Annotated in this window: 26 protein-coding genes and 1 pseudogene; 10 read left to right on the plus strand and 17 right to left on the minus strand. The window is 63.1% G+C overall.

Annotated elements, in window-relative coordinates:
• Positions 1 to 8: 8 nt before the first annotated feature.
• On the minus strand, positions 9 to 716 hold the full coding sequence (locus OIU19_RS13810; protein WP_264235456.1) for an SOS response-associated peptidase family protein: 708 nt from the start codon (positions 714 to 716) through the stop codon (positions 9 to 11).
• A 101-nt stretch (positions 717 to 817) separates the two neighbouring features.
• Here OIU19_RS13810 and OIU19_RS13815 point away from each other — a divergent pair, with 101 nt between their 5' ends.
• Both OIU19_RS13815 and OIU19_RS13820 read left to right on the plus strand, forming a co-directional pair.
• Positions 818 to 1249: a LexA family transcriptional regulator gene (locus tag OIU19_RS13815; RefSeq protein ID WP_264235457.1), complete on the plus strand. Its 432-nt coding sequence runs from the start codon at positions 818 to 820 to the stop codon at positions 1247 to 1249.
• A complete protein-coding gene (locus OIU19_RS13820) occupies positions 1233 to 2510 on the plus strand; it encodes a Y-family DNA polymerase (RefSeq protein WP_319004515.1) in 1278 nt (425 codons plus the stop codon). Before OIU19_RS13815 ends, OIU19_RS13820 begins: the two co-directional genes overlap by 17 nt.
• Positions 2511 to 2651: 141 nt before the next feature.
• Here OIU19_RS13820 and arsH read toward each other — a convergent pair whose 3' ends face one another.
• The 4 genes from arsH to OIU19_RS13840 are packed head-to-tail and all read right to left on the minus strand — an operon-like array spanning position 2652 to position 5507.
• Positions 2652 to 3353, minus strand: a complete 702-nt coding sequence (gene arsH, locus OIU19_RS13825) for an arsenical resistance protein ArsH (RefSeq protein ID WP_264235458.1) — start codon at positions 3351 to 3353, stop codon at positions 2652 to 2654.
• Between the two features lie 12 nt (positions 3354 to 3365).
• On the minus strand, positions 3366 to 3836 hold the full coding sequence (locus tag OIU19_RS13830; protein ID WP_264235459.1) for an arsenate reductase ArsC: 471 nt from the start codon (positions 3834 to 3836) through the stop codon (positions 3366 to 3368).
• Between the two features lie 15 nt (positions 3837 to 3851).
• The gene (locus OIU19_RS13835) at positions 3852 to 5135 is read right to left on the minus strand and encodes an arsenic transporter (RefSeq protein ID WP_264235460.1); all 1284 of its coding nucleotides are present in this window, start codon (positions 5133 to 5135) and stop codon (positions 3852 to 3854) included.
• Positions 5136 to 5156: 21 nt separating this feature from the next.
• A complete protein-coding gene (locus OIU19_RS13840) occupies positions 5157 to 5507 on the minus strand; it encodes a metalloregulator ArsR/SmtB family transcription factor (RefSeq protein WP_372353313.1) in 351 nt (116 codons plus the stop codon).
• Positions 5508 to 5783: 276 nt separating this feature from the next.
• Between OIU19_RS13840 and OIU19_RS13845 the strand changes: the two genes are divergently transcribed.
• From OIU19_RS13845 to OIU19_RS13860, 4 genes are all read left to right on the plus strand, one after another.
• Positions 5784 to 8024, plus strand: coding sequence for a TonB-dependent siderophore receptor (locus OIU19_RS13845; RefSeq protein WP_264235461.1), 2241 nt, complete (start codon positions 5784 to 5786; stop codon positions 8022 to 8024).
• 147 nt (positions 8025 to 8171) lie between these two features.
• Complete coding sequence (locus OIU19_RS13850) at positions 8172 to 8459, plus strand: iron transporter (RefSeq protein WP_264235462.1); 288 nt, start codon at positions 8172 to 8174, stop codon at positions 8457 to 8459.
• Positions 8456 to 9979: a PepSY domain-containing protein gene (locus OIU19_RS13855; protein ID WP_264235463.1), complete on the plus strand. Its 1524-nt coding sequence runs from the start codon at positions 8456 to 8458 to the stop codon at positions 9977 to 9979. The genes OIU19_RS13850 and OIU19_RS13855 overlap by 4 nt, the downstream gene beginning before the upstream one ends.
• Positions 9976 to 10305, plus strand: a complete 330-nt coding sequence (locus tag OIU19_RS13860; RefSeq protein ID WP_264235464.1) for a DUF3325 domain-containing protein — start codon at positions 9976 to 9978, stop codon at positions 10303 to 10305. The genes OIU19_RS13855 and OIU19_RS13860 overlap by 4 nt, the downstream gene beginning before the upstream one ends.
• A gap of 114 nt (positions 10306 to 10419) precedes the next feature.
• On the opposite strand, the gene OIU19_RS13865 is transcribed toward OIU19_RS13860, so the two are convergent.
• Both OIU19_RS13865 and OIU19_RS13870 read right to left on the minus strand, forming a co-directional pair.
• Positions 10420 to 11511, minus strand: a complete 1092-nt coding sequence (locus OIU19_RS13865) for a pyridoxal phosphate-dependent aminotransferase (protein WP_264235465.1) — start codon at positions 11509 to 11511, stop codon at positions 10420 to 10422.
• A gap of 84 nt (positions 11512 to 11595) precedes the next feature.
• Positions 11596 to 12186 (minus strand): biliverdin-producing heme oxygenase, encoded by a 591-nt coding sequence (locus OIU19_RS13870; RefSeq protein WP_264235466.1) that lies wholly within the window; start codon positions 12184 to 12186, stop codon positions 11596 to 11598.
• A 129-nt stretch (positions 12187 to 12315) separates the two neighbouring features.
• On the opposite strand from OIU19_RS13870, the gene OIU19_RS13875 reads away from it, so the two are divergent.
• Positions 12316 to 12855 carry a histidine phosphatase family protein gene (locus OIU19_RS13875; protein WP_264235467.1) on the plus strand — a complete coding sequence of 180 codons (540 nt, stop codon included), beginning with the start codon at positions 12316 to 12318 and terminating at the stop codon, positions 12853 to 12855.
• 12 nt (positions 12856 to 12867) lie between these two features.
• Here OIU19_RS13875 and OIU19_RS13880 read toward each other — a convergent pair whose 3' ends face one another.
• The 4 genes and pseudogenes from OIU19_RS13880 to OIU19_RS13895 all read right to left on the minus strand — a co-directional run bounded on the left by OIU19_RS13880 (position 12868) and on the right by OIU19_RS13895 (position 16891).
• Positions 12868 to 13653: a sulfite exporter TauE/SafE family protein gene (locus OIU19_RS13880; protein ID WP_186555039.1), complete on the minus strand. Its 786-nt coding sequence runs from the start codon at positions 13651 to 13653 to the stop codon at positions 12868 to 12870.
• Between the two features lie 335 nt (positions 13654 to 13988).
• Positions 13989 to 14729, minus strand: a complete 741-nt coding sequence (locus tag OIU19_RS13885) for a methyl-accepting chemotaxis protein (RefSeq protein ID WP_372353318.1) — start codon at positions 14727 to 14729, stop codon at positions 13989 to 13991.
• A gap of 114 nt (positions 14730 to 14843) precedes the next feature.
• Positions 14844 to 15875: pseudogene (gene mcpA, locus OIU19_RS13890) on the minus strand (methyl-accepting chemotaxis protein McpA); the annotation flags it as partial.
• 143 nt (positions 15876 to 16018) lie between these two features.
• Positions 16019 to 16891, minus strand: a complete 873-nt coding sequence (locus tag OIU19_RS13895) for a LysR family transcriptional regulator (RefSeq protein ID WP_264235468.1) — start codon at positions 16889 to 16891, stop codon at positions 16019 to 16021.
• Positions 16892 to 16995: 104 nt separating this feature from the next.
• On the opposite strand from OIU19_RS13895, the gene OIU19_RS13900 reads away from it, so the two are divergent.
• Entirely contained in the window at positions 16996 to 17424 is a 429-nt protein-coding gene (locus OIU19_RS13900; RefSeq protein ID WP_264235469.1) for a PACE efflux transporter, read from the plus strand.
• Here OIU19_RS13900 and OIU19_RS13905 read toward each other — a convergent pair.
• The 5 genes from OIU19_RS13905 to OIU19_RS13925 form a co-directional block, all read right to left on the minus strand.
• Positions 17408 to 18505 (minus strand): hypothetical protein, encoded by a 1098-nt coding sequence (locus OIU19_RS13905; RefSeq protein ID WP_264235470.1) that lies wholly within the window; start codon positions 18503 to 18505, stop codon positions 17408 to 17410. The genes OIU19_RS13900 and OIU19_RS13905 overlap by 17 nt on opposite strands.
• Positions 18506 to 18625: 120 nt before the next feature.
• Positions 18626 to 19321 (minus strand): GntR family transcriptional regulator, encoded by a 696-nt coding sequence (locus tag OIU19_RS13910; RefSeq protein ID WP_264235471.1) that lies wholly within the window; start codon positions 19319 to 19321, stop codon positions 18626 to 18628.
• 16 nt (positions 19322 to 19337) lie between these two features.
• Positions 19338 to 20042 (minus strand): FadR/GntR family transcriptional regulator, encoded by a 705-nt coding sequence (locus OIU19_RS13915; RefSeq protein WP_264235472.1) that lies wholly within the window; start codon positions 20040 to 20042, stop codon positions 19338 to 19340.
• A gap of 70 nt (positions 20043 to 20112) precedes the next feature.
• Positions 20113 to 21423 (minus strand): C4-dicarboxylate transporter DctA, encoded by a 1311-nt coding sequence (locus tag OIU19_RS13920; RefSeq protein ID WP_186555030.1) that lies wholly within the window; start codon positions 21421 to 21423, stop codon positions 20113 to 20115.
• A 206-nt stretch (positions 21424 to 21629) separates the two neighbouring features.
• Entirely contained in the window at positions 21630 to 21944 is a 315-nt protein-coding gene (locus tag OIU19_RS13925; protein ID WP_264235473.1) for a helix-turn-helix domain-containing protein, read from the minus strand.
• Positions 21945 to 22217: 273 nt separating this feature from the next.
• Between OIU19_RS13925 and OIU19_RS13930 the strand changes: the two genes are divergently transcribed.
• Together OIU19_RS13930 and OIU19_RS13935 are read left to right on the plus strand one after the other, a co-directional pair.
• A complete protein-coding gene (locus OIU19_RS13930) occupies positions 22218 to 23783 on the plus strand; it encodes a PAS domain-containing methyl-accepting chemotaxis protein (protein ID WP_264235474.1) in 1566 nt (521 codons plus the stop codon).
• 12 nt (positions 23784 to 23795) lie between these two features.
• Positions 23796 to 25499, plus strand: a complete 1704-nt coding sequence (locus tag OIU19_RS13935) for a bifunctional diguanylate cyclase/phosphodiesterase (RefSeq protein WP_264235475.1) — start codon at positions 23796 to 23798, stop codon at positions 25497 to 25499.
• On the opposite strand, the gene OIU19_RS13940 is transcribed toward OIU19_RS13935, so the two are convergent.
• Positions 25474 to 25968 carry an Lrp/AsnC family transcriptional regulator gene (locus OIU19_RS13940; RefSeq protein WP_186555026.1) on the minus strand — a complete coding sequence of 165 codons (495 nt, stop codon included), beginning with the start codon at positions 25966 to 25968 and terminating at the stop codon, positions 25474 to 25476. The genes OIU19_RS13935 and OIU19_RS13940 overlap by 26 nt on opposite strands.
• Positions 25969 to 25977: the final 9 nt, after the last annotated feature.

Raw genomic sequence — 25977 nt, forward strand, 5'->3', positions numbered from 1 at the left:
GACCCGAACTAGAACAGCGTCGCCTGCGGCGTCTCCAGCACGATCAATTGCGCCCCCTCGTTGCGCACATTACCCACGGCCTTGCTCACCGCAAACCACTCGAACGCCTCCACCGGCAGGCATTGCTCACGGGCTAACTGCTGCGCACGTTCTGCGGGGAGTTCAGGGTCCAACCAAGCCCGGGCGTGTTCCGGCGCCAGTACCAGTGGCCGGCGATCATGGATATCCAGCATGCCCTGATCGCTGGCGGCAGTGATGATCACAAAGCCATCGCCTTCACTCGACTCCAGCCCCGCCCGCACCTGGGCCAGCGCCGCCATGAACATCGGTGCCTGGCTTTTCAGGCGAATGAAATAGGGTTGCTTGCGCTTGGGGTCGTGCGGGTCGGTTACCCACTCGTACCAGCCATCGGCCATTACCAGCGCCCGACCCTGCGGCCACAGGGCCTGGAAAAACGTGCCGGTGGTGACTGTTTCGACCCGCGCATTGATCGGCGCCGGCCGTTTGCCAGTGGCCCAGAACGGCGCCCAGCCCCAGTGGCAGGGGTCGATGCGCAGGCCATCTTCGGCCGTGTGCAGGATCAGTACGCGGCTACCGGGGGCGACGTTGTAACGGCCCACGGGGCTATTGTCATAGCCACTGACCACGTCTTGCTCGGCGTCCAGCTCGCGCAGATAGTCGGCCAAGCCTTGGTACTGGACGAAGCGTCCGCACATTGCAGGTCTCCCACTTGTCGAAATTTCCTACGCCGAAATTGACCGAAGGCCCGGCGATCGATTAACTGTATATTCATACAGTTTATTTGCAAGGCTGGCTCATGACTTCCATTCTTGGCCCGATCGCTTCAGGCGGCAGTGCGCTGCCGCGCTATCTGTTTCGCGTGCCGGCGGGGTTTCCCTCGCCCGCTGCGGACCACATGGAGCAACCGATCTCATTGGATGAGCTGTTCAACCTGCGCGCACCGCACATGTATCTGGTCAGGATAGACGGCGACAGCATGCAAGGCGCTGGGATCTTCGACGGCGACCTGGTGCTGGTCGATCGCTCGGTCGAGGCCCACCACGGCCACATAGTCATCGCTGCCGTCAATGGCGAGCCGCTGTGCAAGCGCTTGCACAAGGTTGCTCGGCAGGTGTCGCTGCATTCGGAGAATCCCCGTTTCGCGCCGCGTTACATCCTTGAGGGCGACGAGTTGACGATCTGGGGCGTGGTGACCTTCAGTGTGCGTAGCCATGACCCAAAGGCCTGAAGCGGTGTTCGCCCTGATCGACTGCAACAGCTTCTACGCCAGTTGCGAGCGGGTGTTCCGCCCAGACCTGCGGCGCACCCCGATTGTGGTGCTGAGCAACAACGACGGTTGTGTCATCGCCCGCAGCGCCGAGGCCAAGCAGTGGGTGAAGATGGGCCAGCCGTATTTTCAGGTCAAGGACGTGCTGCGCCGCCATGGGGTGGTGGCGTTCTCCTCCAATTACGCACTGTACGGCGACATGAGCCAGCGGGTGATGACCGTGATCGAAGGCATGGTCCCGGCGCTGGAGGTGTACTCCATCGATGAAGCGTTCGCCGACCTCAGCGGCGTGCCTGGTGACCTCAAGCGCCTGGGCCGCGACATCCGCGAGCGGGTGCTGCAGTACACCGGTATTCCGGTTGGCGTGGGTATCGCCGGTACCAAGACCTTGGCCAAGTTGGCTAACCATGCGGCCAAGCGCTGGCAGGAGCAAAGCGGCGGGGTGGTGGATTTGCGTGACCCGGGCCACCGTGACTGGGTACTGAAAAGGTGTGACGCCGCAGATGTCTGGGGCATCGGCCCGCGCATGGCCGCCCATCTGCGCGGCCTGGATATCCGCAGCGCCTGGGATCTGGCCCAGGCCGACCCGCGCAGCCTGGGCCAGCAATTTAGCGTGGTCATTGAAAAGACCGTCCGCGAGCTTGCCGGTACGCCATGCCTGGCGCTGGAGGAGGTGGAGCCGCCACGCCAGGAAATCTGCTGCAGCCGCATGTTCGGCAAACGCCTGACTGAACGTGCGCCAATCAGGCAGGCGGTGGCCAGTTATGTCATGCGTGCCAGCGAAAAACTGCGTGCGCAACAGTCCCTGGCGCGCAAGCTGCGGGTGAGCATTCGTACGGGCATGTTCAACCCCGACGAAGCCAAGTATGCCAATGGCGTGGTGGTGCAGTTGCCTTATCCCACCGATGACGTGCGCCTGCTCACCCGCCTGGCCATCGAGGCGCTGGATAGGGTGTTTCGCGAGGGCTTCAAGTACAGCAAGGCCGAGGTGTTGCTGCTGGAGCTGTGCCAGCGCGGGGAGTACACCGATGACTTGTTCGCCGCCTCGCAACCGCTCAAGAGCGGGCGGCTGATGAGCGTGCTCGATGGGGTGAATGGGCGCTGGGGCAGTGGGACCTTGCGGCCCGCTGCAGTGCCGGCGCTGCCCGACTGGGGGATGCGCCGGGAGTTGATGAGCAACAGCTTCACCACGCAGGTTTCTGGGCTTTGGCAGGTGAGATGATGGACGTCTGAGTTAGCGCATAGGGCTTTGCTGGGTCGGTGCCGGCCTCTCGCCCATTACAGGTGCAGCGGCGATCTTTAGCAACACGAAGCCTGTGGGAGCGGGCTTGCCCACGAACAGGCAGGCACGAACTTACCGACTTCAAATCGCCCGCTGATTCACCCGCGCCGACAACTGCTCGGCACTTTCCTTGCGCTCCGAGTAGCGGTCCACCAACTCCGGCGCATGATCGCGCAGCAAGCGGGTGAACTTGACCAGCTCCTCCATCACATCCACCACCCGGTCGTAGTACGGCGAGGGCTTCATCCGGTCGTGCTCGTCGAATTCCAGGTAAGCCTTGGGCACCGAGGACTGGTTGGGGATGGTGAACATGCGCATCCAGCGGCCGAGCACGCGCAATTGGTTGACTACGTTGAACGACTGCGAGCCGCCGCACACCTGCATCACCGCCAGGGTCTTGCCCTGGGTCGGGCGAACGGCGCCAAGGCTGAGCGGGATCCAGTCGATCTGCGCCTTGAACACCGCCGACAGCGCGCCATGACGCTCGGGCGAGCACCAGACCTGCCCCTCGGACCACAGCACCAGATCGCGCAGCGCTTGCACCTTGGGGTGGTCGAGCGGAGCGTCGTCGGGTAACGGCAGGCCGCTAGGGTCGAAGATGCGCGTTTCGGCACCGAAGTGCTCCAGCAGACGCGCAGCTTCCTCGGTCAGCAGGCGGCTGAACGAGCGTTCGCGGGTCGAGCCGTACAGCAGCAGGATGCGCGGCTTGTGGCTGCTCGATTGGCTCACCTGCGGCGGGGTATCGAACAGGCTCAGGTCGAGATTGGGCAAATCAGGGTTCATCGGGCCTCCAGATCAAAGTGTGCCAATGCGTTGCAGTTCAGCCTTGAGCGCAGCAGGGTCGAGCTGGGCGAAAGGCAGGGCGAAGAAGGCGCGGCAGCGCGTCTCGATGCGTGCTAGGGTGGCGCGGAAGGCGGCGTCGATGGTCGCCTCGTCGCCTTGCACCTCGGAAGGATCTTGCAGCCCCCAATGCGCTTTGAGGGCGGGGCCGAAGTACACTGGGCAGGCTTCACCGGCGGCCTTGTCGCAGACGGTGATGACGATATCCGGTGGGTTGTCGGCAAACGCTTCGTTGCCTTTGCTGGCCAGGCCGGCAGTGGCGATACCGGCCTGCTGTAGGGTGAGCAGGCTACGTGGCAGCACCTCGCCCTTGGGAAAACTGCCGGCGCTCACGGCGCTAAAACCCTGTGGCGCCAGGTGATTGAACAGGGCTTCGGAAAGAATGCTGCGGCAGCTGTTGGCCGTGCACATGAACAAGATACGCATGCGGGACTCCAGTGATCAGACGCTCAGGCGCAAGGCCAGGGCCGAAAGGGTGATAAGCAGGACGGGCAGGGTCAGCAACAGGCCGACCTTGAAGTAGTAGCCCCAGGTGATCCGCACGCCTTTACGGGCTAGGACGTGTAGCCAGAGCAGGGTGGCCAGGCTGCCGATGGGGGTGATCTTCGGTCCCAGGTCGCAGCCGATGACGTTGGCGTAGATCATCGCCTCGCGCACCACCCCGTGGGCGTCGCTGGCATGAATCGACAGGGCGCCGATCAGCACGCTGGGCAGGTTGTTCATCACCGACGAGAGCACCGCCGAAATCAGCCCGGTGCCCAGGGTCGCGGCCCACAGGCCATGTCCGGCCAGAGCATCGAGGACGCGGGCCAGGGCGTCGGTCAGCCCGGCATTCCTCAGGCCATAGACCACCAGGTACATGCCCAGTGAGAACACCACGATCTGCCAGGGTGCTTCGCGCAGTACCCGGCGAGTGGAGATCACATGGCCGCGGGCGGCGACGGCGAACAGCACTGCCGCGCAGACCCCGGCCACGACGCTGACCGGGATGCCCAGCGGCTCAAGGATGAACAGACCCGCGAGCAGGCCGACCAGTACCACCCAGCCCACCCGGAAGGTCGCTCGGTCGCGGATGGCCAGGGCAGGGTCTTTCAATTCGTCCAGTGCGTAGTGCGCCGGAATGTCGCGGCGAAAGTACCAGAGCAGCACCAGCAAGGTTGCCGCCACCGCCGCCAGGTTCACCGGCAGCATCACTGCCGCGTATTGGTTGAAACCGATGTTGAAGTAATCCGCCGAGACGATGTTGACCAGGTTCGACACCACCAGCGGCAAGCTGGCAGTGTCGGCGATAAAGCCTGCGGCCATGACGAAGGCCAGGGTCGCAGCAGGCGAGAAGCGCAGGGCGATCAGCATCGACATCACGATTGGCGTGAGGATCAACGCCGCGCCATCGTTGGCGAACAGTGCCGAGACCGCCGCGCCGAGCAGCACGATGAAGGCGAACAAGCGCCGGCCATCTCCGCGAGCCCAGCGGGCCACATGCAGCGCCGCCCATTCGAAGAAGCCAGCCTCATCCAGCAGCAGGCTAACGATGATGATGGCAATAAAGGTAGCGGTGGCGTTCCAGATGATCGCCCACACGGCGGGGATGTCGTGCAGCGACACTGCCCCCACAAGCAAGGCGAGCAGGGCGCCGATGCTGGCGCTCCAGCCAACGCCCAGGCCTTTGGGCTGCCAGATGACCAGGATCAGGGTGAACACGAAGACGGCGGCGGCTATCAGCATGGCATTAGGCTCGGCGTGGCATTAGCAGCAGGTGGCGCGCGCGGGGCGGCCAGCCATGGTCTGCAGGCGGGCGCTGTCGGCTTCGAGCCAGGCGCTGTTGGCGTGCAAGGTGGTGCTCAGCACGGTATGGACCCAGGCCGGCAGCGCAGGGTTAAGGCGGTAGTACACCCACTGGCCTTGGCGACGGTCGAGCAAGATACCGGCACCGCGCAGCTGCGCCAGGTGGCGGCTGATCTTGGGCTGGCTGTCGTTCAGCGCGCACGTCAGCTCGCAGACGCACAGCTCGCCTTGCTCGACAATCAGCAGGGTGGCGCGAGTGCGCGTCTCGTCGGCGAGGGACTTGAAGAGCTCGGGAGGCGTGAGGGGAATCATATGTATATATGTAAATTCGAATATACGGATTTGCATATATTAGTCAGGCCTTGCTGCTATCAGCAAGGGTCTTGTGTCGGCAATGCTGCGCGAGGCAGGTAAGCAAAGTTCCCCGCGCAATCTGTAAATTTCGTAAATAAGATTTAAACCTATTTGAGAATCATTATATTCACCGTCCCATTGGCCCCCAAGCTTGCTTGTGAGGCCGGTGGGCGTGAGCCTTCCGGTTTCCTGGTGCTGGGCGTGGCCTTCGTCCATGAATCAGGAGATGTGTCGATGCAATCCAGAACCTCACCCAACGGCCTGGCCCTAGCCTTCGTCGCGCTGGCCTCGCCGGCCATGCTTGCGACTGCGGCCAACGCCCAGGAGCAGCAGTCTGCCGAGGTGCTGGAAGTGCCGGTCGACAGCAACGCGTTGGTGATCCAGGACACTCTGGTAACCGCCGAGCGTGAGGCCCGCCAGGCCCTGGGTTCGTCGATCATCACTGAAGAAGACATCAAGCGTCGCCCGCCCGCCAATGACCTGTCCGACATCATCCGCCGCGAGCCTGGGGTCAACCTGACTGGCAACAGCGCCAGCGGTGCGCGCGGTAACAACCGCCAGATCGACCTGCGCGGCATGGGCCCGGAAAACACCCTGATCCTGATCGACGGCAAGCCCTCCAATGCCCGCAACGCAGTGCGCTACGGCTGGAACGGCGATCGTGACACCCGCGGTGAAACCAACTGGGTACCGGCCGAGGCGGTCGAGCGCATCGAGATCCTGCGGGGCCCGGCAGCGGCGCGTTATGGTTCGGGGGCGATGGGCGGGGTGGTCAACATTATCACCAAGCGTCCCACCGACGAGCTCAAGGGCAGCGTCAACTTCTACACCCAGATGCCTGAAGACAGCGCCGAGGGCGTTAGCCGCCGGACCAACTTCAACCTCAGTGGCGGGCTGACCGATAACCTCGGCTTCCGGGTCTACGGCGGCTTGGCCAAGACCGACGCCGATGACCTGGACATCAACGCCGATCATGCTGGCAGTTCGACGGTTGCCGGCCGCGAAGGCGTGCGCAACAAGGACATCAATGGCCTGCTGAGCTGGAAGCTCAACGATGAGCACCGCGTGGAAATGAGCGCCGGCTACAGCCGCCAGGGCAACATCTACGCTGGCGATACCATGAACAGCAACGGTGGTGGCAACCCTGAACTGATCGCCGACTTGTATGGTCATGAGACCAACGTCATGCAGCGCAATACCTACGACCTGACCCACCTGGGCGACTTCAGTTGGGGGACCAGCAAGACCGTGCTGGCCTACGAGTACGTCCGTAACTGGCGCCTGAACGAAGGCCTGGCCGGCGGCCCGGAAGGTGCGATCAATGACAGCGGCGCGGCCATGTCGCGACTGCGCAACACCCGCCTGAGCAGCGAAGTGAACCTGCCGTTTGCCATGGGTAGCACCGAGCACGTGCTGACCCTGGGCGGCGAATACCTCTACGAAACCCTCAATGACCAGGGTTCGTTCCGGCCGCAGAGCTTCGATCCGAGCGGTAACGGCAACAACGTCATCAATGGCTTTGACCGTAGCGACTCGAAGATGTCGGCCAAGAGCTATGCGTTGTTCGTCGAGGACAACATCATCGTCGGCGACACCACCGTCACCCCGGGCCTGCGTCTGGATCACCACGAGGAGTTCGGTGACAATCTGAGCCCAAGCCTGAACCTGTCGCACAAGTTGACCGATCACCTGACCGTCAAAGGCGGCATCGCCCGGGCCTACAAGACGCCGAACCTGTACCAGTACAACCCCAACTACCTGCTCTACAGCCGTGGTCAAGGATGCAGCGTGCAGCAGACCAACTCCGGAGGTTGCTACCTGCAGGGTAACGCCGACCTCGAGCCGGAGATCAGCGTCAACAAGGAAATCGGCCTGCTCTACGATCGTGGCACCTGGCGTACCAGCGCGACCTACTTCCGCAACGATTACAAGAACAAGATCATCGGCGGCACCGATGTGCTCTACGCCATCAACAACGGCCGCCGCGTGACCCAGTTCGAAAACGCCGGTGAAGCGCGGGTCGAAGGTATCGAAGGCAATTTCTTCATGGAGTTGACCCCGAGCCTGGACTGGAACACCAACCTGACCTGGATGCTCGACAACGACAACCGCGAAACCGGTGAGCCGCTGTCGGTGATTCCTGAGTACACCGTCAACAGCACCCTGGACTGGCGTGCAACCGACAAGCTGTCGTTCCAGGTCGCCGGCACCTACTTCGGCAAGCAGAAGTCGCCGACCTACAACTACCGCACCCAGCAGAGCTACGACCAGGACGCCCAACAGGACGTCGAAGCCTACGGCCTGGTGGATATCAGTACCGGTTACAAGTTCAACCAGAACTATGACGTGCGGGTTGGGGTGAACAACGTCTTCGACAAGCAGATCCTGCGCGGCGGCAATGCCAGCAGTGCAGGGGCCAATACCTACAACCAGCCGGGGCGTGCGCTGTTTGCCTCGCTGAACATCTCGTTCTGATCATCGCTAACGGGGGCCGCCTTGCGGCCCAATCGCGGGGGCAAGCCCGCTCCCACGCCAGCCGCAACTACCGGGCTGGCGTGGGAGCGGGCTTGTCTCGCGATTGGGCTGTACGGCAGCCCCTCTCATGCTTAAGAGGAACCTCTGATGAGTGAATCGCCCGCCTGGTTGCGCATCCTCTCGCGCAGCGCCGCAGCCCTGCTTGGCGGCTATGCCTTCAGCTACGCCGCTACTGCCTGCCTGGCGCGGATCCTGCCGCTGTCGCCTGCCGACGCGGTATTGGTCGCCACACTCCCGGCCTTCATTTTCTACACCCTGGCAATCCTCTGGGCCTTCGCCAGCCGTGACGCGCTGCGTGCCTGGGCGCCGTTGGCGCTGGCCGCGCCGCTGATGTTGATCGGCTTCTGGCCACAGGCATTAGGGTGGCTGGCATGAAAAACACCTTCACCCAATCGATGTCCTGGCTGCACACCTGGGCCGGGCTGATCTTCGGCTGGCTGTTGTTCGCCATCTTCGTCACCGGCACCCTGGCGGTGTTCGACAAGGAGCTCAACCACTGGATGCAGCCGGAAATCCCGGCTGCCGAGGTGTCCCAGGTCGATGCCGCCACGCGCGCCATCGCCTACCTGCAGACCCACGAACCGAACGCCGGCAACTGGAGCATCAGCCTGCCTACCGAGCGTGCTCCAGGGCTGAGGGTATCTACTGGCGATCGTCGCCATGGCGTGGGCGTGCAGCTCGATCCGCAGACTGGCGAGCCGATTGCCGTGCGCGACAGCGTCGGCGGCAACTTCTTCTTCCGCTTTCACTTCACCCTGGATCTGCCGCGCAACTGGGGCATCTTCGTCGTCGGTGCGTTGGCCCTGGTGATGCTCGCCGGGTTGCTCACTGGCATCGTCATCCACAAGAAGATCTTCAAGGAGTTTTTCACCTTCCGCCCGGACAAGGGCCAGCGCTCGTGGCTGGATTTTCACAATGCCAGCGCCGTGTTGTTGCTGCCGTTTCATTTGATGATCACCTACACCGGCCTGGTGATTTTTATGCTGATTTACATCCCGGCTGGCGTGGACGCGTTGTTCGAGGGTGATACTCGGGCGTACTTCCAAGCCCAGGGCAATGCGCGCATGGAACAACCACGCCGGCTGGCCAAGCAACCGGGTGAGCTGGTCGATGTCGCGCCGTTGCTGACCCAGGCCGAAGCGCGCCTGGGGCCGATTGGTGGGCTGAACATTCGCAATCCCAATACTGCAGGTGCGCGCATCGAGATCCGTCCGGTGCTGGGTAATCGCATCGCCCTGACCAAGGGCAACGCAATGGTATTCGATGGTGTCAGCGGCAAGCTGCTCAGTGATGTCCCTGAGCTACGCCCGGCACCGCTGACCCAGCGGGTGATGGCCGGCCTGCATTTCGCCCAGTTCGGCGGCTACCCGATGCGCTGGTTGTACTTCATCTGCGGGCTGGTTAGCTGCGCGATGATTGCCAGCGGATTGGTGCTGTTCTGCGTCAAACGCGGGCGCAAGTACGCCAATGCCAATGCCGATGCCTCGGCGCGCCGCTGGTATCGCGTGGCTGAAGTGTGCAACGTCGGTTTCATCGCCGGGCTGTTGCTGGCGTGCGTGGGCCTGTTGTGGGCCAGCCGCCTGTTGCCGGCGGAGCTGGCGCACCGTGAAGCGTGGGAAGTGCGCAGCTTCTTCGGCCTATGGTTGCTGGGGTTGTTGCATGCCAGCGTGCGTCCGGCCAAGCGCGCATGGATCGAGCAACTGGGGGTGAGCGCACTGCTGTGCGCCGGACTGGGCGTGCTGGGCATGCTGGCGGGCGCCGCGGATAACCTGCGCATCGGCGTCGAAGTGACCGGGCTGGTGCTCGGCCTAGGCCTGGCCCTGGCAGCCTGGCGAGTCGCTCATCCCAAGCCTGCGCCGATCAGGGCCAGGCGCCAGGTGGAGGCTCAGGCATGACGATGATTATTGGCAGTTTGCTGTTCGCTTATGCCGGCATGCTCGGGCTGTGCCAGGGGCTGGAGCGGCATTTCAAACAGGTGTGGAACCGACCTGGCCCGCGCAGCCTGCGCCTGGCCCTGCGCGCAGCGGGCTGGTTGGGCTTGGCGATCAGCTTGCTGTTGTGTGCCCAGGCCTGGGGCTGGGCGATGGGGCCGGTGGCGTGGTGTGGGGTGATTTCGCTGGCGGCGATGGTGCTGGTGATGCTGTTGCCCTATTGGCCCAAGCTGGCAGTCGGGCTGGTGGCGGCGGTGCCGGTTTGGGGTGGTTTGCAGATGTTGATATGAGCCAAGCTTTTTCAGCTCAGAGGCGGCCTCTGCGCGGGTAAAGCCACTCCCACAAGATCTCAACGGTAATTCTTGTGGGAGCGGGCCGCAGCAGGCAGCGCCAGTGCCAGAGTCTTAACTGACGGTCACCTTGGCAAACGCCTCGCGGAACCTGAGCATCTCCCGTTCATTCCCGACACTGACCCGCACCCAGTTCGGCCAACTCGGCCAGACCCTGCCAATCAATACCCCCTCCTTGGCCAGACGCTCGACCACCGGCTGGCCCGGCCCTCGCAGGTCGATCATGAAGCAGTTGGTCTGCGAAGCGGTGCAGCGCCAGCCGCGCTGGTTGAGCCAGGCGATGGTGGCATCGCGCAGGCGGGCATTTTCGGCCTTGCGCTCAGGCACCAGTTGGCGGTCGTGCAAACTGGCCAGCGCACCGAGCAGGGTAGGTGCCGCAGCGACGTTCCCGCCATCATAGACTTCCAGGCGCTGCAACAAAGACGCCTGGCCGATGGCCAGCCCCAGGCGTGCGCCGGCCATGCCGTAGAGTTTGGAGAACGTCTGCAGGACCAATAGCTCAGGGTGCTCCTTGACCAGGTCGATGCAGCTTTGGGCATCGCTGAAGTGAATATAGGCCTCATCGACCAGTACCACGCTGTCCTTGGCCTTGTTTGCCAGCAAGCGCTCGATGTGGCGCCGCGGGGTGAGGGTGCCGGTGGGGTTGTTGGGGTTGCATAGGTAGATCAGCCCGGGTGCCTGGTCGGCGGCCAGCATGGCTTGGATGTCATGCGCATGTTGCCGATCCAGGGCAACCCGATGCACCTTGGTGCCGCGGCTCAAGGCCGCTTCGATCGGGGCTTCGTAGGAGGGCTCGGGCAGCACCAGGCTGTTGGCGCCGGTGAAGGCCATCACCGCATGTTGCAACGCCAGTTTCGAGCCACAGAACACTTGCACTTGATCCGCCTGCAGAGCGTTCTGGGCGGCGAATTCGTCGATCAGGCGATACTGCGCGTCGTAGGGATAGCGGCCGCATTGCTCGATGCCCTCGCGCATCGCCTGGCGCGCGGCGCTGCTCGGGCCCCACGGGCTTTCGTTGAAGTTGATGCGCACCGGGCCGGTGGCGGCAGGGGTGCCTGGCGAACGTGGTGCGGCCCAACCCACTTGGCCGAGCAGCGGTAGAGCCATACCCAGGCCCACCAACGAGCGACGCGTCATATCGGTCATGCTTCGTCTTCCCTGTTGTCATTGGTTACATGAGGGACGAGAGCAGGCGCCGCTGATTAATGGTGGCACTTGGCTTCGCAGGCGCTAGCGCAGCACCCCTTGCTGCGCCAGCCACTGTTCGAAGCACTCGAAGGTGGCGATTGCCGCCTGCACTGTGCGCGTTTGATCCTCGGCGCCACTTGGCGCCTGCTCGAGCCGTTCGAGCAAGCTGCGCCAGCGCGCGCCCGTCAGTGGGCCGTAGACATCGAGAAAGCCTGCGCCGCTGTCTGCGCCAAGGGCCAGGCGTTCGCTCATCGCCCGCTTGAGTACCTGGCCGCCGAGGGTCGAGCCTTCAACCACATACATCACCCCCAAGGCACTGGCTTGATCGCTGATTTGCGGTAGCGCTCGGCAGAGCGGCAGGGTGTCGATCTCGGCGCGGGTCATCGCCAGTGCCAGCAGGTCGGCGACCAGTGTGGGGGTCTTGACCCGCTCGCACTCTTGATAAGCGCCGAGCAGTGCTTCCAGCGGCGCATGAAAGCCGAAATAAGCCTGCATCAGGCGCCGATAGGCTGCCCGGTCGAAATCAGCGGAAAAAAACGGCAGGCGGGCTTCCAGGCGCTTGTGGCAGGTGTGCGTACCCTGGCGCAGGGCGAGCAGCAGAGGGCTGGTGTGGTGGCTGACAGTGGCGGGCATCTTGGGCTCTTGCAGTAAGGTGCCAGTTTTGGACTGGCAAACCTGGCGCGGCGTTCCTGCTACGCGACAGGGTTGGCGAAAAACAGGCATGCTAACGCATCTGCGCGTTTTCTTTCGAAGAGGATACCGGTGAAAGCCGTCCGCCTGACCCTGATATGCCATGGCCTGACCGAGGCCCAGAAGAGCGGGCGCTTGGCCCACCCTGAGGATGCCGTGCTGGCGTTAGCCGAACCGCTGGAGATGGCTGCTCCAGAGGTGCAGGTGCTGTGCGCGCCTGAACGCAGAGCGAGTGAAACGGCTGCGTGGCTCGCCGCCCAGGCCCCTATTGAACCTGCGCTGGCTGACTGCGATCTGGGCAGTTGGCAGGGCCTGGCGCTAAAGCAGTTGCAGCTTGAGCAGCCCGAGGCCCTCGCTCAGTGGCTGCAAGATCCGTATAGCGCCCCGCACGGCGGCGAGTCGATCGCGCAGCTGGTGGAGCGGGTCGGCGCCTGGTTGGCCGGCTTCGATGGGCCGGGACAGTGGCTGGCGGTGACCCATCCAATGGTCATTCGTGCGGTGCTGGTGCAGCTGCTCGGTTGCCCGTTGGCGTCGTTCCAGCGCATCGATGTGTTGCCGCTGTCACGCCTGGCGTTGAGCTTCACCGGGCAGTGGCGGCTGCGTCTGAACTGATCGGCAGTTGGCTCAGAACGCCAGCTTGTAGCCGATCATCAGCAACATGGCCGCCAGGCACGGGCGCAATACGCTGTCGGAGATACGTCCGGTGAGGTGGCTGCCCAGGTAGATGCCAGGCAGCGAACCGAGCAGCAGGTAGCCTAGCAGCGACCAGTCCATGTTGCCCATGCCGGCGTGGCCAAGGCCCGCGACCAGGGTCAGCGGCACGGCGTGAGCGATCTCGGTGCCGACCAGGCGGCGGGTGACCAGGAACGGATACAGCAGGAACAACGCCACGGTGCCCAGGGCACCGGCACCAATCGAGGTGAGGGTGACCATCACGCCCAGCACCACGCCGGTGAGCACGGTGAGGATGTTCAGGTTGCGGTCGCTGAGGTGGTAGTGATCACCGGCGTGGCGGTTGGCGAAGGCTTGCAGGCGCGACTTGAACAGAATCGCCAGCGCCGTGAGGATCAACACCACCGCCAGGCCTTGCTTGATCACCGCGTTGAGCGCCGAGGTGTCGGCATGCAGGGTGCTGAGGAACCACAGGGTCAGGGCCGCCGCAGGCACGCTGCCCAGGCTCAGCCAGCCGGTGATCTTCCAGTCGATATTCTTGTTGCGCCCATGCACCCAGACGCCACTGGCCTTGGTGATGGCGGCGTAGAGCAGGTCGGTACCCACGGCGGTAGCGGGGTTGACGCCAAACCAGAGCAGGATCGGGGTCATCAGCGAACCTCCGCCGACGCCGGTCATGCCAACGATGAAACCCACAACCAGTCCCGCAATGGTGAAACCGAAAGAACCTACATCCATACGCTACTCGACTGCCCAACTTGCCCGTGATCGGATGGGTGCCAGCATATAGATTTTTTTATAGCCAAATAGACTTGTTCGTTATTAGGTTATAACTGTTGGCCCAGGCAGTCAGCGATCGGTCGTCTCCACCATCACAAGCCAAGGGCGAAAAGACGGCATTCTGGGTGGGCCGAGTGGCGGGGCGGCGCTGGGTTTGCTGATGTGGGTGGTTGGCGTGGGTGCGGCGTGGGCGGGTGAGCAAGGCGCTGGCGGCCTAGAAGCATCGCGGGGCAAGCTCGCTCCTACACGATCAGTAGTGACCGGTAGGAACGGGCTTGTCCTTGGCTGCGCAGTTAGATTCGGAAGCTACCCACCAACTGCTTCAAACGCCCGGCCTGCTGGCTGAGGGCATCGCAGTGCACCAGGGTCTCGTTGAGGTTCTGCACCCCTTGCTGGTTCAGCGCGTTGATCTGGGTGATGTCCAGGTTGAGGCTTTCGACCACCGCCGTCTGCTCCTCGGTCGCGGTCGCCACCGATTGGTTCATGCCGTCGATCTCACCGATGCGCTGGGTGACGCTGGCCAGGCGCTCACCGGCTTGGTTGGCGACTTGCACGGTCTGTTCGCTGGACACCTGGCTGGCGTTCATGGTGTGCACCGCTTCACGCGAGCCCACTTGCAGGCTGGTGATCATGCGGTGGATCTCTTCGGCCGACTCCTGGGTGCGGTGCGCCAGGTTACGCACTTCGTCGGCCACCACGGCAAAGCCACGCCCGGCTTCACCGGCCCGCGCGGCCTCGATGGCAGCGTTGAGGGCCAGCAGGTTGGTCTGCTGCGAGATGCCCTTGATCACGTCGAGGATCTTGCCGATGTCGTCGGTGCTGGCATTGAGGGTTTCGATCTGCTCGCACGACTCGCTGATCTTCAGCGACAGCGCGGTCATGGCGTTGATGGCATCGTCGACCACCTGGCGGCCGTCATGCGCCTGCTCGCTGGCGCCGCTGGCGTGCTGCGAGGCATCGGCGGCGTTGCGGGCGATTTCCTGGGTGGCGGCGCCGAGCTGGTTGATTGCCGCCGCCACGCTGTTGGTGCGCATGCTTTGCTCTTCGGAGCCAGTGATCGAGGCGTTGGAGGCGCTCACCACTTTTTCCGACAGGTCATGTACCAGGCGGGTGGCCGAAGACACTTCGCTGATCGAGGCGTGGATACGCTCGACGAAGCGGTTGAAGGAGCTGGCCAGCTCGCCGAACTCGTCTTTGTTCTGCACATCCAGGCGGCGGGTTAGGTCGCCTTCACCTTCAGCGATATCACGCATGGCCCGGCCCATGGTGGTCAGCGGGCGCATCAGCACTGGAATCAACAACCCCAACAGGCCTGCGATGGCCGCCACGGCGATGAGCATGGCGATGATCGCCGAGGTGCGGAATTGGCTCAGCGCTGCGAAGGCCTTGTCTTTGTCGATCGACAGGCCGATGTACCACTGCGCCGAAGGCAGGCCGGTCACTGGTGCGAACGAGATCAGTCGCTCTTCACCGTTGAGGGTCACATCCTGCATGCCCGACTCGACCCGCAGGTTGCTGGCGGGGTAGATGTCCTTGAGGTTCTTCATCAGCTGGCTTTTGTCGGGGCTGACGATCACTTGGCCATCGCGATCGGCGAGGAACGCGTGGCCGATGCCGCCGAAGTCCACCGAGTTGATGATCTCCACCAGGGTATCGAGGGTCAGGTCACCGCCGACCACGCCGATCAGCTGGCCGTCGGCCTTGGCTTTGACCGGGGTGGCGATGGTCACCATCAGGCCGCCCACTGCGCCTTGGTAGGGGGCGGTCAGCACTGTTTGTCCGGCGCTGGCAGCGGCGCCGTACCAGGGGCGCTGGCGTGGGTCGTAACCTGCCGGCATCTGCGTGTCGGGGCGCTGAGTGAACACACCGTTGGCCTGGCCAAGGTAGGTAAACAGGAAGTTGCGCGTGTAGGAAGGCTGATCGACCAGCCCCGCCAAGTTGTCGCCAGCGCCTTGCTGGCCGATGTCCTGGGCGAGGTTTTCCAGGACCAGGATGCGTCCGCTCATCCAGTTCTGCACGCTGCTCGCTGTGAGCGCGCCGGACTGCTGGACCGACGATTCGATATTCTGGCGAATCGTGCTGCGTTGCAGGTAGTCGTTGTAGAGGGTGAACAGTGCGAATGCCAGGACGACGACACCGCAGGCGCTGAGGAGAATCTTGTGGCGGAACTTCAGGTTCATGTTTCGAGACCTTGAGCCATTTCTTGGGGGAGGGCGCCGTGCGCTCGTGGCGCGATGGCGGGACCTTTCAAAGGTTTTATCGGCTCAGGGTGAAAAATGTTGAAACAGTTACCGGCTGTTCTTCATGCGATGTCGACGGACGGCTATGCCAACAACTCAACCAATGTCCGCGCGCCTTGGCGCAACGGCTGCTGCTTGCCCCAGAACGCATGCACAGGCAACTCCAGGGCATTGTGCGTGTTATGAAAATCCAGCCGCACCAACCGCCCGGCAGCTATCAATGGCGCTACCCGTGACAAGGGAAAATCGCCCCAGCCAAGCCCGGCTTCGACCATCTGCAAGGCCAGGTCCAGGCTGTTGCTGCGCCAATGACTGGCGCCGATCAGCGAGCGCGGGTCGGCCAGAGGGAGCTCACTGCTACAGACCAGGATCTGCCGCACGTTGACCAGGTCTTCCAGGTAGCGGATACGTCCGCTAAGTAGCGTCGGATGGTGAGGTGAAAGTGTTGCGACCAACGACTCGCTGGCGATGTGCTGAAAACTGCGGCGTGGATCGACCTGCAGCCCGGCAAAGGCCAGGCACAGGCTGACCCGACCGCTGTCGAGCAGTTGCAAGGCCTCCTCTTGCGGGGCGCTGAGCAGCTCGATGTCGAGCAACGGGTAGCGCTCGGCCAGGCTGGCAATGGCGCGTAACAGGGGGCGGTGATCGATGTCTGGCACCACGGCAATGGCCAGGCTGCTTTCCAATCCCTGGGACAACTCCAAGGCATGCACTTGCAGCAACCCCAGCTGCTCGGCGATCAGCCGGGCATGCGGCTCCAGAGCCTTGGCCTGGGCAGTGGGCCGGGCCTCGCGCGAACCGCGCTCGAACAGCGCATAGCCAAGCTCCGCTTCGAGGTTGCCGATGGCCATGCTCACCGCCGAAGGCACCCGCTTGAGCGCCCGCGCCGCTGCCGAGAACGAGCCGTGGTCGAGTACCGCGAGAAACACCTGGATGGTATCGCTGGAAAAATTCATAGGGTCAGCTCCTTTCAATTAATTTGAAAGCTGCTGACTTTCTCTGTCAAGTTGATTGAAGCATCCTGCACCGCTTTCGTAACCGCATCACCCGAGGTAACCCGGTGCAAGGACTTAAACGCAAACTGGTCTACGTGACCTTCTATGAACTGATCGGCCTGTGCATGTCGACCCTTGGGCTTGCCTACCTGTCGGATACCCAGGCGTCGCACACCGGGCCCTTGGCGGTGATGATCACCACCATCGCCATGCTCTGGAACCTGATCTACAACAGCCTGTTTGAGTGGTGGGAGAGCCGCCAGGTCAAGCGCGGGCGCAGCGTGGCGCGGCGGATTGGCCATGCCATAGGCTTTCAGCTGACGCTGGTGGTGTATTTGATTCCGCTGATTGCCTGGTGGCTGGACATGACCCTGATGGAAGCATTGTTGGTGGACCTGGCGTTCATCGTGCTGGTGCCGTGCTACACCTTTGCCTACAACTGGGCGTTCGATCGGATCTTTGGCTTGCCGACTTCGGCTATGGCCACGGCTTGAGGTTAGCTGCCCCGGCCTCATCGCGGATCAGCGACAACCCTGTAGAAGCGGGCTCGCCCCGCGATGAGGCCGGTGCAGGCGCCAGTGATTGTGCATCCTTGCTCAACAGGCTGTCCTCCACCTGCCCCGACAAGTAATACACCCCAGCCATCGCGCCACTCTGGCGATTCTCCATCAACTCTTTCCATTCCTCGTTCAGCGCCACATTCAGAATCACCCGCAACTGCTCGACCATCTGTGGATGTTCACGGTCGTGGGTCATCATGCCGATGCCGGTCGCCGCCACCGAAATCAATGCACCGGCCGCCTTGCCCACCGCAGCGGCAACCGCACTGGCGATACCGCGCGGGGCCAGGGTAGCGCCGAGTTTTTCACTGGCGCGGGTGGCCACCGATGACAGCCCCACCTGGGTCTTGCTGGCCAGCTTCGCCGCCTGCTGATTGAGGTGCTGGCGTAAAGCAAGCCAGGCCGGTTGCTCATCCAGCGGCTTGGCCCTGAGCAACTGGTACAGCGTGGCGTTACGCGCATCCGGTGGGCCTAGGGCGATTGCCGGGACACGGTTGAGGCGTTGGCTGATCTGATCGGGCGGGGCGTTATAGCGCTGGATGATCGCTGGCAACTGTTGGCCGAACAGCTGCAAGTACAATTCGCTGGCGCGATCACGGATAGCCTCGGGATTGATCTGTTCGGCCACCGGTTCAATCACCCGGTCGTGATACTGCTCTTGCAGATATAACGCCAAGCGTTTCTCCGGTGGATCAGCGCCATTGCCGCTGTTCATCTTGTACCAGGCCACTTTCATGGTCAGCCATTGCTGGGTCCAATAGCCGGTGAACCATGGAATGAAGTCGCTTTCGGTGCGCTGCTGAACCTGCTCCTTCCACACCCGCATCGAGCGCCGGGCATAGTCATTGGCTGAACCTGTGGCGCCGACCGAAGCCTCGATCAGCTCCTGGTCGATCTGTTGCCACATCGCTGCGCTCAGCACGGCAGGCGGCGGCGGGGCAGGCGGGCGCTTGCTGGCGCAACCGGTGAGGGCCAGCAATAGGCAGAGCACGACCAATGCAACACGCGGGTTCACGCAAATAGCCCCCTGGATAGAGGCTGGGTGGTTACCTGATTATAGGTAAGGGCAGGCAGTGGGGCCGGAAGGCGGCCCCTTTTGCGGCAAACGGCATGCCTGCCCGCGCTTATCGCCAGTTCAGCACATTGCGTGCGGGCCGAGGTCCAACTTGGCTTCCAGGCGGTCCAGGTGCTCATGCATCAGCGCCAGGGCCGCCTGGCCGTCGCCGCTCTCCACCGCATCGATAATCGCCGCGTGTTCCTGCCAGGCGCAGTGTTCGCAGCAAGGCGATTCGTAGCGGGCGATGATCAGCGAGGTCATCGGCACCAGGCCGTTGAGAAAGCGCGCCAGCGGCGCGTTGGCGGCCATCTGCGCGAGCTTGAGGTGAAACTCGCCGCCCAGGCGGATCGCCGTGCAGCGTTCACCGCTTTCATGGTGCTGGCGTTCGCGTTCGACCAACTGGCGCAGTTGGCGGATCTGCGTAGGCCGCGCACGCTGGGTGGCCAGGGTGATCAACGTGGTCTCGGCCAGGCGCCGGGCGCTGAGCACCTGGCGCGCTTGCTCTGGATCGGGTGCTGCCAGGTGCGCCGTGTGGCTGGGGCGCTGGACCACCACTTGCTGGTCCGACAAGCGCCCGAGCACCCGCCGGATCACCGTGCGGCTTACCCCAAAGGCGTTGCCCAGGGCCTGTTCGGGTAGGGCGCTGCCGGGTGGCAGGCGCTGTTCGAGGATGGCGTCGAACAGGCGCGGGTAGATCTGCTCGGCCGACAGGCGAGTCTCGCCAGCGCTGAGCAGGGCGGGCAAGTGCGAGGCGGCGTGGGCGCAGGCGGTCATGGTCGCTCTCCTAGATTCAGGGCCCGGGATGTTCGTCCGGGATATTCAGTTCGATGCCCATGCGCTGGCCTTCCTGAAGAATGTGCCGACGCATCTGAGCGCTGGCCTGGGCGCTGTTCTTGTCACGGATGGCGCGCACCACCGCTTCGTTCTCGCTTAGCCGCGCGGCCAGGTGTTCTGGCGAGTTGCGCAGCATGTCGGCGCTCTGCTTGAGGGCATTGCCGGTCTGCTGCACCACGCTCTGGAAGATCGGGTTGGTGGTCAGGGCGAACAGCGCCTGGTGAAAGGCGATGTAGGCGCCAGCGCCGGCTTCACTGTCACCGGCATCCAGCGCTTCGCGCATGTCCATCAGGGTCAGGCGCAATTGGCCGATGTCCTGGCTGTTGGCCGACTGCGCGACCAGGCCGACGATGAACGGCTCAAGCGTGTAGCGCAGTTCCAGTACATCGGCCAGGCTGGCTGTGCCCACGCCATCGCTGAGGTGCTCGGGCTGGGCGGCTTCGGCATCGAGTACCAGCACGCCCTTGCCGGGCAGCGAACGCACCAGGCCGAGCGTTTCCAGCACGGTTACCGCTTCACGCAGGCTGGGCCGGCTGATGCCCAGTTGTTCGGCCAACTCGCGCTGGCCCGGCAGCATCTCGCCAGTGCGCCACTGGCCACGAGCCAGCGCCTGGCGCAGTTTTTCCACCACTGAGGTGACCACGGTCGATGAGCTGATCATGGTTTGCTCCCTGTCGAAGGTTGCATCAAAGCTCCTTGAACAGGCCGGCGCGGTGGCCGGCCTGGGTCAATCAGAATTCCTGTTGATGGGCGTTGGGCTGCTTGCGCGGCAGCGGCGCGAAGCCCGGCTTGCCGCTAAGCACATTGTTGGCCCGCTCAAGGTCGATGTCTTTCTCCCAGCGCGCGATGGCCACGGTGGCGACGCAGTTGCCGATCAGGTTGGTCAGCGCCCGGCCGATACCCATGAACCAGTCCACCGCCAGCACCAGCACCAGGCCAACCACCGGGATCGCCGGCACGGCGGTCAGGGTCGCGGCGAGAATCACCAGCGCCGAGCCTGGGATGCCATGCGCGCCCTTGGACGTTACCAGCGACACCAACAGAATGGTCAGCAGGTCAGTCATGGCCAGCGGCGTGCCGGTGGCATTGGCGATGAACACGATAGCCAAGGTCAGGTAGATGGAGAAACCGTCGAGGTTGAACGAGTACCCGGTAGGGATGACCAGGCCGACCGTCGAGCTGCCGATACCCAGGTGCTCAAGCTTGCGCATGATCTGCGGCAGCACGGCGTCGGACGAGGCGGTGCCCATGACGATGGTCAGTTCTTCACGCAGGTACTTGATCAGTGGCAACAGCTTCAGGCCGGAAAGGCGCATCACCGTGCCCAGCACGATCAGCACGAAGCCTGCGCAGGTCAGGTAGAACAGCGCCACCAAACCGCCCAGGTGCTGTAGCGACTCCAGGCCATATTTGCTGGTGGTGAAGGCGATGGCGCCGAACACGCCCAGCGGCGCCAGGCGCACGATCATGCCCATGATGCGGAAGATCACGTGGCTGAGTTCGTTGATCAGCCGCGAGATACCCGAGGCCGACTCGCCCACCAGGTTCAACGCGCTGCCGAACAGCACCGAGAACAGCAGCACTTGCAGAATGTTGTTGTCAGCGAAGGCGCCCACCACCGAGGTGGGGATCAAGTCCATCAGGAAGGTGGCGGTGCCATGGATGTGCTGGCCGCGCTCGGCCAGGCCATTGGCGTCGGCCGTAGACAGCTGATCGAGGTGGATGTTGGCACCGCTGCCAATGCCGGAGGTGAAGGCGAACACCAGGCCAATGACCAGGGCGAGGGTGGTCAGCACTTCGAAGTAGATCACCGACTTCAGGCCAATCCGACCGACCTTCTTCAGGTCGCCAGCACCGGAGATGCCGCTGACCACCACGCAGAACACGATCAGGCCGATGAGCATCTTGATCAGCTTTATAAAGCCGTCGCCGAGGGGTTTTAGCTGCAGGGAGACTTCGGGAAAACTGAGGCCGCAGGCAATGCCCAGGGCAAGCCCTAGCACCACTTGGAGGAAGATCGAACGCGAGCACCATTTAAGCATGGGAGGGGTCTCTGATCGGTGTCCTTGCTTCGATGGCGCAGGGTCAAAGAGCGCAGGACTTAATTATTGTGGTCTTACCGGTTTGTTCAGTGCGTCCCCATAAAAGCGCGAAAAATCACACAAAGCAAGCAATTTTGGCCTTACCGGTCTGACCAGTTGTGGTGCGATTATGCTTCGACCGCTCTGCTCTGGTGCACGCATGGTTTTCAGGCCTTGGCCAGCGCCTGGTTGACGGCGGTAATCAGCTTGGCGAGGTCCTTGGGCGCTGCGTTGTGCACGACACCGAACAGGTAGGCGCGCTGATCCTCTTCGTCGTCTGGATCGGCGAAGAAGGCCTTGAGCTTGATCCCTAGCACCCTGGCAAACACCTGCAACGCGTCAATGCTGGGGGTGTAGGTGCCGGTTTCAAAACGACTGATGGTCTTGGGGTCGAAGCCGCTTTGCTCGCCAAGCTGAGCCTGTGTCAGTCCGGCGAGCTTGCGGTAGCGACGCAGGGCAGATCCTAGACCTGACATCGTCATCTCTTAATTCCCATTTAGAATCAAGAACTTAACGATATAAATCGTCATAGCGCAACGCCATGATTCATCACATTTATTGGCAAAATGTGATGGATTTCGTAGAATTGGCTTCTTTGACTGATCAGTCATTCAAGTTAATGTCCAAGGTGATTCGACCGCCTGTGAGGTCGCGCAAGCCGTTGTTGGACATTGGAGCTGGTCAAGGATGAACGGTTCCGGTAAGCCGCTGCCATCAAGGCAGGGCGCCGTTTCGTCTGCGAATGGAGTCTCATCGTGCGCCTCAACCTGCCGGTTTCGCCGGTCGAACAACGCTTCCCGCCAGAACAACGGCTGATCTCGGCCACCGATACGGCCAGCCTGATCACCTACTGCAATGCCGAATTTGCCGCTATCAGTGGCTACAGCCAAGCTGAGCTGATCGGCCAGCCGCACAATCTGGTGCGCCATCCCGATATGCCCGAAGCGGTGTTCGAGGATATGTGGCGCTACCTCAAGGCTGGCAAAAGCTGGATGGGCATCGTCAAGAACCGCTGCAAGAACGGCGACTTCTATTGGGTCAATGCCTATGTGACGCCGATTCTTGAAGACGGGCGGCTGGTGGGCTATGAGTCGGTGCGGGTGTGCCCAACCCGCGAGCAAGTGCAGCGCGCTCAGGCCTTGTATGCCCGCTTGCGCGCAGGCAAGCCCGCCTTGTCATTCGGCCGGCGCCTGGCAGGTCTTGGCCAGGCTATGGCTTTGCCGGTGGTGGCTGGGGCGTTGGCAGTTGCGGCTAACCAGCTGTGGCCGGGTCTGCGGGGGCAGGGGCTGACGCTAGCGCTGTTCGTCTCTTATGGGGTGTGGGCCAATGGCGGTGTTGGCCGGCAACTGCGGCGGATCGTCAACGGCGCCGAAGGCACCTTCGCCGACCCGTTAGTGGCACTGACCTACAGCGATTTGCCCGGCGCCGCGGGGCAGCTCGAGCTGATTCTGATCGGCGAAGAGGCGCGGCTGAAAACCGCGCTGACGCGTTTGAGCGATCTTGCCGGCCAAATGGCCGTGGCCGCCAGTGATGCTGGTCGGCTGTCGCGCAGCACCGAACAAGCGCTGCTCGAACAGCGCGCCGAAACCGACCTGAGTGCCACGGCCATGACCCAGATGGCCGCCTCCATCGCTGAAGTGGCCAATCATGTGCAACTGACCGCAGGCGAGGCGCACACCGCGCATCAGTTGGCGGAGCAGGGCAGTCAGGTCGCCGATGCCAGTGGCACGGCGATCCGTGACTTGGCCGGCACGGTCGATCAGATCAATCAGGCCGTCACCGAGCTCGCCGGGCAGACCGATAACATCGCCGAAGCGGCGGGGATGATCCGCGCCATTGCCGAACAGACCAACCTGCTGGCGCTCAACGCTGCCATCGAGGCGGCGCGGGCGGGTGAACAGGGGCGAGGCTTTGCCGTGGTCGCCGATGAGGTGCGGGCGCTGGCCGATAAAACCCGCCAGTCCACCTTGCATATCCAGACCATCATCGACGGCTTGCGCGGCGGTGCCGAGCAGGCTGTGGCCATTGCCAGTCGCGGTATCGCCGGTGCCGAGCAGGGCGTGGCGCGTGTTCTCGAGGCGCAACATGCCCTCGACGGCATTCGCCAGGCGGTGCAGCGCATCAGCGACATGGGCCAGCAAATGGCCACGGCTTCGCAACAGCAATCGGCGGTGGCCGAGGATGTCTCACGGCAGATCAACGGCGTGGCGGGCATCGCCCAGCAGAGCGCGCTCGGTGCCAACGCCGCAGCGTCGCGCGGCGCCGAACTGGAACAGGTGTGTGCCGGGCTGCGTGCCCTGGTTGAGCGCTTCAACCGCTAAGGCATGATGTACATGGATGATATCTATCGCGCGGCTGTGGACGCGGCCGCGATCTTTTCCGAAACCGACCTGAGCGGACGGATTACCTACGTCAACGAGCAGTTCTGCAGTATCTCCGGCTATGGCCGCGAGGAGCTGCTGGGCGCCAACCACCGCATCCTCAACTCGGGCTTGCACGAGCCGGAGTTCTTCCTCGAAATGTGGCGAGCGCTGGTCGCTGGCCGGGTGTGGAAAGGCGAAATCTGCAACCGCGCCAAGGACGGCTCATTGTATTGGGTCGACAGCACCATGGTGCCGCTGATCGATCCGCAGTCGGGCAAGGTGCACAAATATGTGTCGATCCGCTTCGACGTCACCGAGAAGCGTCAGCTGCTGCACACCTTGCAGTGGCGGGTTGGCCACGATGTGCTGACCGGCCTGCCCAACCGCGCTTATCTCTCCGACCTGCTCAACCAGGCCTTGGCCTTTTCCCGCCGCGAGGAAATTCCGCTGGCGGTGTGCATGCTCGACCTGGATGGCTTCAAAGCGGTCAACGATGGCTACGGGCATGCCGCCGGTGACCTGCTGCTGATGGAAGTCGCCCAGCGCTTGCAGGGCATTTTGCGCGCAGGTGACTCGGTGGCGCGGCTATCGGGCGATGAGTTCGTGCTGATCTTGCGCCACATCGATGGCAGTGCGCCGCTGCATGCGGCGTTGCAGCGCATCCTGCACACGTTGGCTGCGCCGTATCTGATTCGCGAGCGAAGCCTGTCGCTGAGCGCTAGCATCGGCGTCACCCTGTTCCCGCAGGACGATGAGGACGCCGATACCCTGGTGCGCCATGCCGACCAGGCCATGTATGTGGCCAAGCAGCGAGGGCGCAACCGGTATCACCTGTTCGATGTGTCCCAGGAGCAGGAGCTCAAGGCCACCCACCAGACCGTGGCGCGGGTGCGCCAGGCCCTGCATCAGGGCGAGCTGTGCCTGCACTATCAGCCGAAGGTCAACATGCGTACGGGCCAGGTGTTGGGGTTCGAGGCGTTGCTGCGCTGGATGCACCCGGCCAAGGGGCCGGTGCCACCCGGAGCATTCTTGCCTTTAGTGGAGCAAACCGACCTGATCGTCGAGATCGGCGAATGGGTCATCGACCAGGCCTTGGCCCAACTGCAAGGCTGGCAACGCCAGGGCCATCGCTGGTCAGTCAGCGTCAACATCGCCGCCCGCCACCTGCAACGCAGCGACTTCGTCCAACGCCTGCAAGACGCACTTTCCCGCCACGCCGAGGTCGATCCTAAGCAGCTGGACCTGGAAATCGTCGAGTCCGTCGCCATCGAGAACATCCACCATGTCAGCCGTTGCCTGGAGGCTTGCCAAGCCCTGGGTGTGCGCTTCTCGCTGGATGACTTCGGCACTGGCTATTCGTCGCTCAATTACCTCAAGCGCCTACCGACCCAGACCATCAAGATCGACAAATCATTTGTGCGCGACATCCTCCATGACCACGACGACCTGGCCTTGACCGGCGCGGTCATCGGCCTGGCCCGTGCGTTCGATCGTGAGGTGATCGCCGAGGGCGTGGAGAGTGTCGAGCATGGCCGGCTGCTGATGGAGCTGGGTTGTGAACTGGCCCAGGGCTATTGCATCGCCCGGCCCATGCCGGCGGGCGAAGTGGTGGGTTGGGTGGCCGACTACCTGCAGCCGGCGCAGTGGCTCACACCTGTGGCGCCGTGCTCTTGACCGAGGCCAGTTCCGGGTGCGCTACCAGTTTGTCGATGTGCAACTCGTCGTTGTTCATCCAGGTCTCGGTCAGCACCCGGTAGTGCTCCATGTCGCGGCAGCGCATGCGCAAGCTGTAGTCGAAATGGCCGCTGATCAGCTGGCATTCATACACCTGCGGGCAGGCACGCACGGTGGCCTCGAAGGCTTTCTGCGCGGCGCGCCCGCTCTGGTTGGACAAGGCCACCAGCACCAGCAATGACAAGCCCGGCGAGACCGTTTGCAGGTCGATGATTGCGCCATAGCCGCGGATCACACCGCGTCGTTCCAGCTTGCGCACCCGCTCCAGGCAAGGCCTGGGAGTCAGGTGCACGAGGGTCGAAAGCTTCTCATAGGTGATGCGCCCGTTGTGCCGCAGCACATCGATGATGGCTTCATCGATGCGGTCCAGTGCGGCAGGGGCGTGAGCGGTGTTGGCCTTGGTATCCATATACGGCGT

Origin of the sequence: Pseudomonas sp. BT-42-2 (assembly GCF_025847435.2) — a bacterium.
GTDB classification, from domain to species: domain Bacteria; phylum Pseudomonadota; class Gammaproteobacteria; order Pseudomonadales; family Pseudomonadaceae; genus Aquipseudomonas; species Aquipseudomonas urmiensis.

Coding starts and splice junctions, on each gene's coding strand:
- OIU19_RS13830 (WP_264235459.1), bottom strand. CDS start 3,836: ATGCGTATCTTGTTCATGTGCACGGCCAACAGCTGCCGCAGCATTCTT.
- OIU19_RS13850 (WP_264235462.1), top strand. CDS start 8,172: ATGAGTGAATCGCCCGCCTGGTTGCGCATCCTCTCGCGCAGCGCCGCA.
- OIU19_RS13855 (WP_264235463.1), top strand. CDS start 8,456: ATGAAAAACACCTTCACCCAATCGATGTCCTGGCTGCACACCTGGGCC.
- OIU19_RS13860 (WP_264235464.1), top strand. CDS start 9,976: ATGACGATGATTATTGGCAGTTTGCTGTTCGCTTATGCCGGCATGCTC.
- OIU19_RS13820 (WP_319004515.1), top strand. CDS start 1,233: ATGACCCAAAGGCCTGAAGCGGTGTTCGCCCTGATCGACTGCAACAGC.
- OIU19_RS13885 (WP_372353318.1), bottom strand. CDS start 14,729: ATGCGCACCAACAGCGTGGCGGCGGCAATCAACCAGCTCGGCGCCGCC.
- OIU19_RS13880 (WP_186555039.1), bottom strand. CDS start 13,653: ATGGATGTAGGTTCTTTCGGTTTCACCATTGCGGGACTGGTTGTGGGT.
- OIU19_RS13940 (WP_186555026.1), bottom strand. CDS start 25,968: ATGGATACCAAGGCCAACACCGCTCACGCCCCTGCCGCACTGGACCGC.
- OIU19_RS13815 (WP_264235457.1), top strand. CDS start 818: ATGACTTCCATTCTTGGCCCGATCGCTTCAGGCGGCAGTGCGCTGCCG.
- arsH (WP_264235458.1), bottom strand. CDS start 3,353: ATGAACCCTGATTTGCCCAATCTCGACCTGAGCCTGTTCGATACCCCG.
- OIU19_RS13865 (WP_264235465.1), bottom strand. CDS start 11,511: ATGACCGATATGACGCGTCGCTCGTTGGTGGGCCTGGGTATGGCTCTA.
- OIU19_RS13910 (WP_264235471.1), bottom strand. CDS start 19,321: ATGACCGCCTGCGCCCACGCCGCCTCGCACTTGCCCGCCCTGCTCAGC.
- OIU19_RS13915 (WP_264235472.1), bottom strand. CDS start 20,042: ATGATCAGCTCATCGACCGTGGTCACCTCAGTGGTGGAAAAACTGCGC.
- OIU19_RS13840 (WP_372353313.1), bottom strand. CDS start 5,507: ATGATTCCCCTCACGCCTCCCGAGCTCTTCAAGTCCCTCGCCGACGAG.
- OIU19_RS13925 (WP_264235473.1), bottom strand. CDS start 21,944: ATGACGATGTCAGGTCTAGGATCTGCCCTGCGTCGCTACCGCAAGCTC.
- OIU19_RS13845 (WP_264235461.1), top strand. CDS start 5,784: ATGCAATCCAGAACCTCACCCAACGGCCTGGCCCTAGCCTTCGTCGCG.
- OIU19_RS13895 (WP_264235468.1), bottom strand. CDS start 16,891: ATGAATTTTTCCAGCGATACCATCCAGGTGTTTCTCGCGGTACTCGAC.
- OIU19_RS13810 (WP_264235456.1), bottom strand. CDS start 716: ATGTGCGGACGCTTCGTCCAGTACCAAGGCTTGGCCGACTATCTGCGC.
- OIU19_RS13920 (WP_186555030.1), bottom strand. CDS start 21,423: ATGCTTAAATGGTGCTCGCGTTCGATCTTCCTCCAAGTGGTGCTAGGG.
- OIU19_RS13835 (WP_264235460.1), bottom strand. CDS start 5,135: ATGCTGATAGCCGCCGCCGTCTTCGTGTTCACCCTGATCCTGGTCATC.
- OIU19_RS13935 (WP_264235475.1), top strand. CDS start 23,796: ATGGATGATATCTATCGCGCGGCTGTGGACGCGGCCGCGATCTTTTCC.
- OIU19_RS13870 (WP_264235466.1), bottom strand. CDS start 12,186: ATGCCCGCCACTGTCAGCCACCACACCAGCCCTCTGCTGCTCGCCCTG.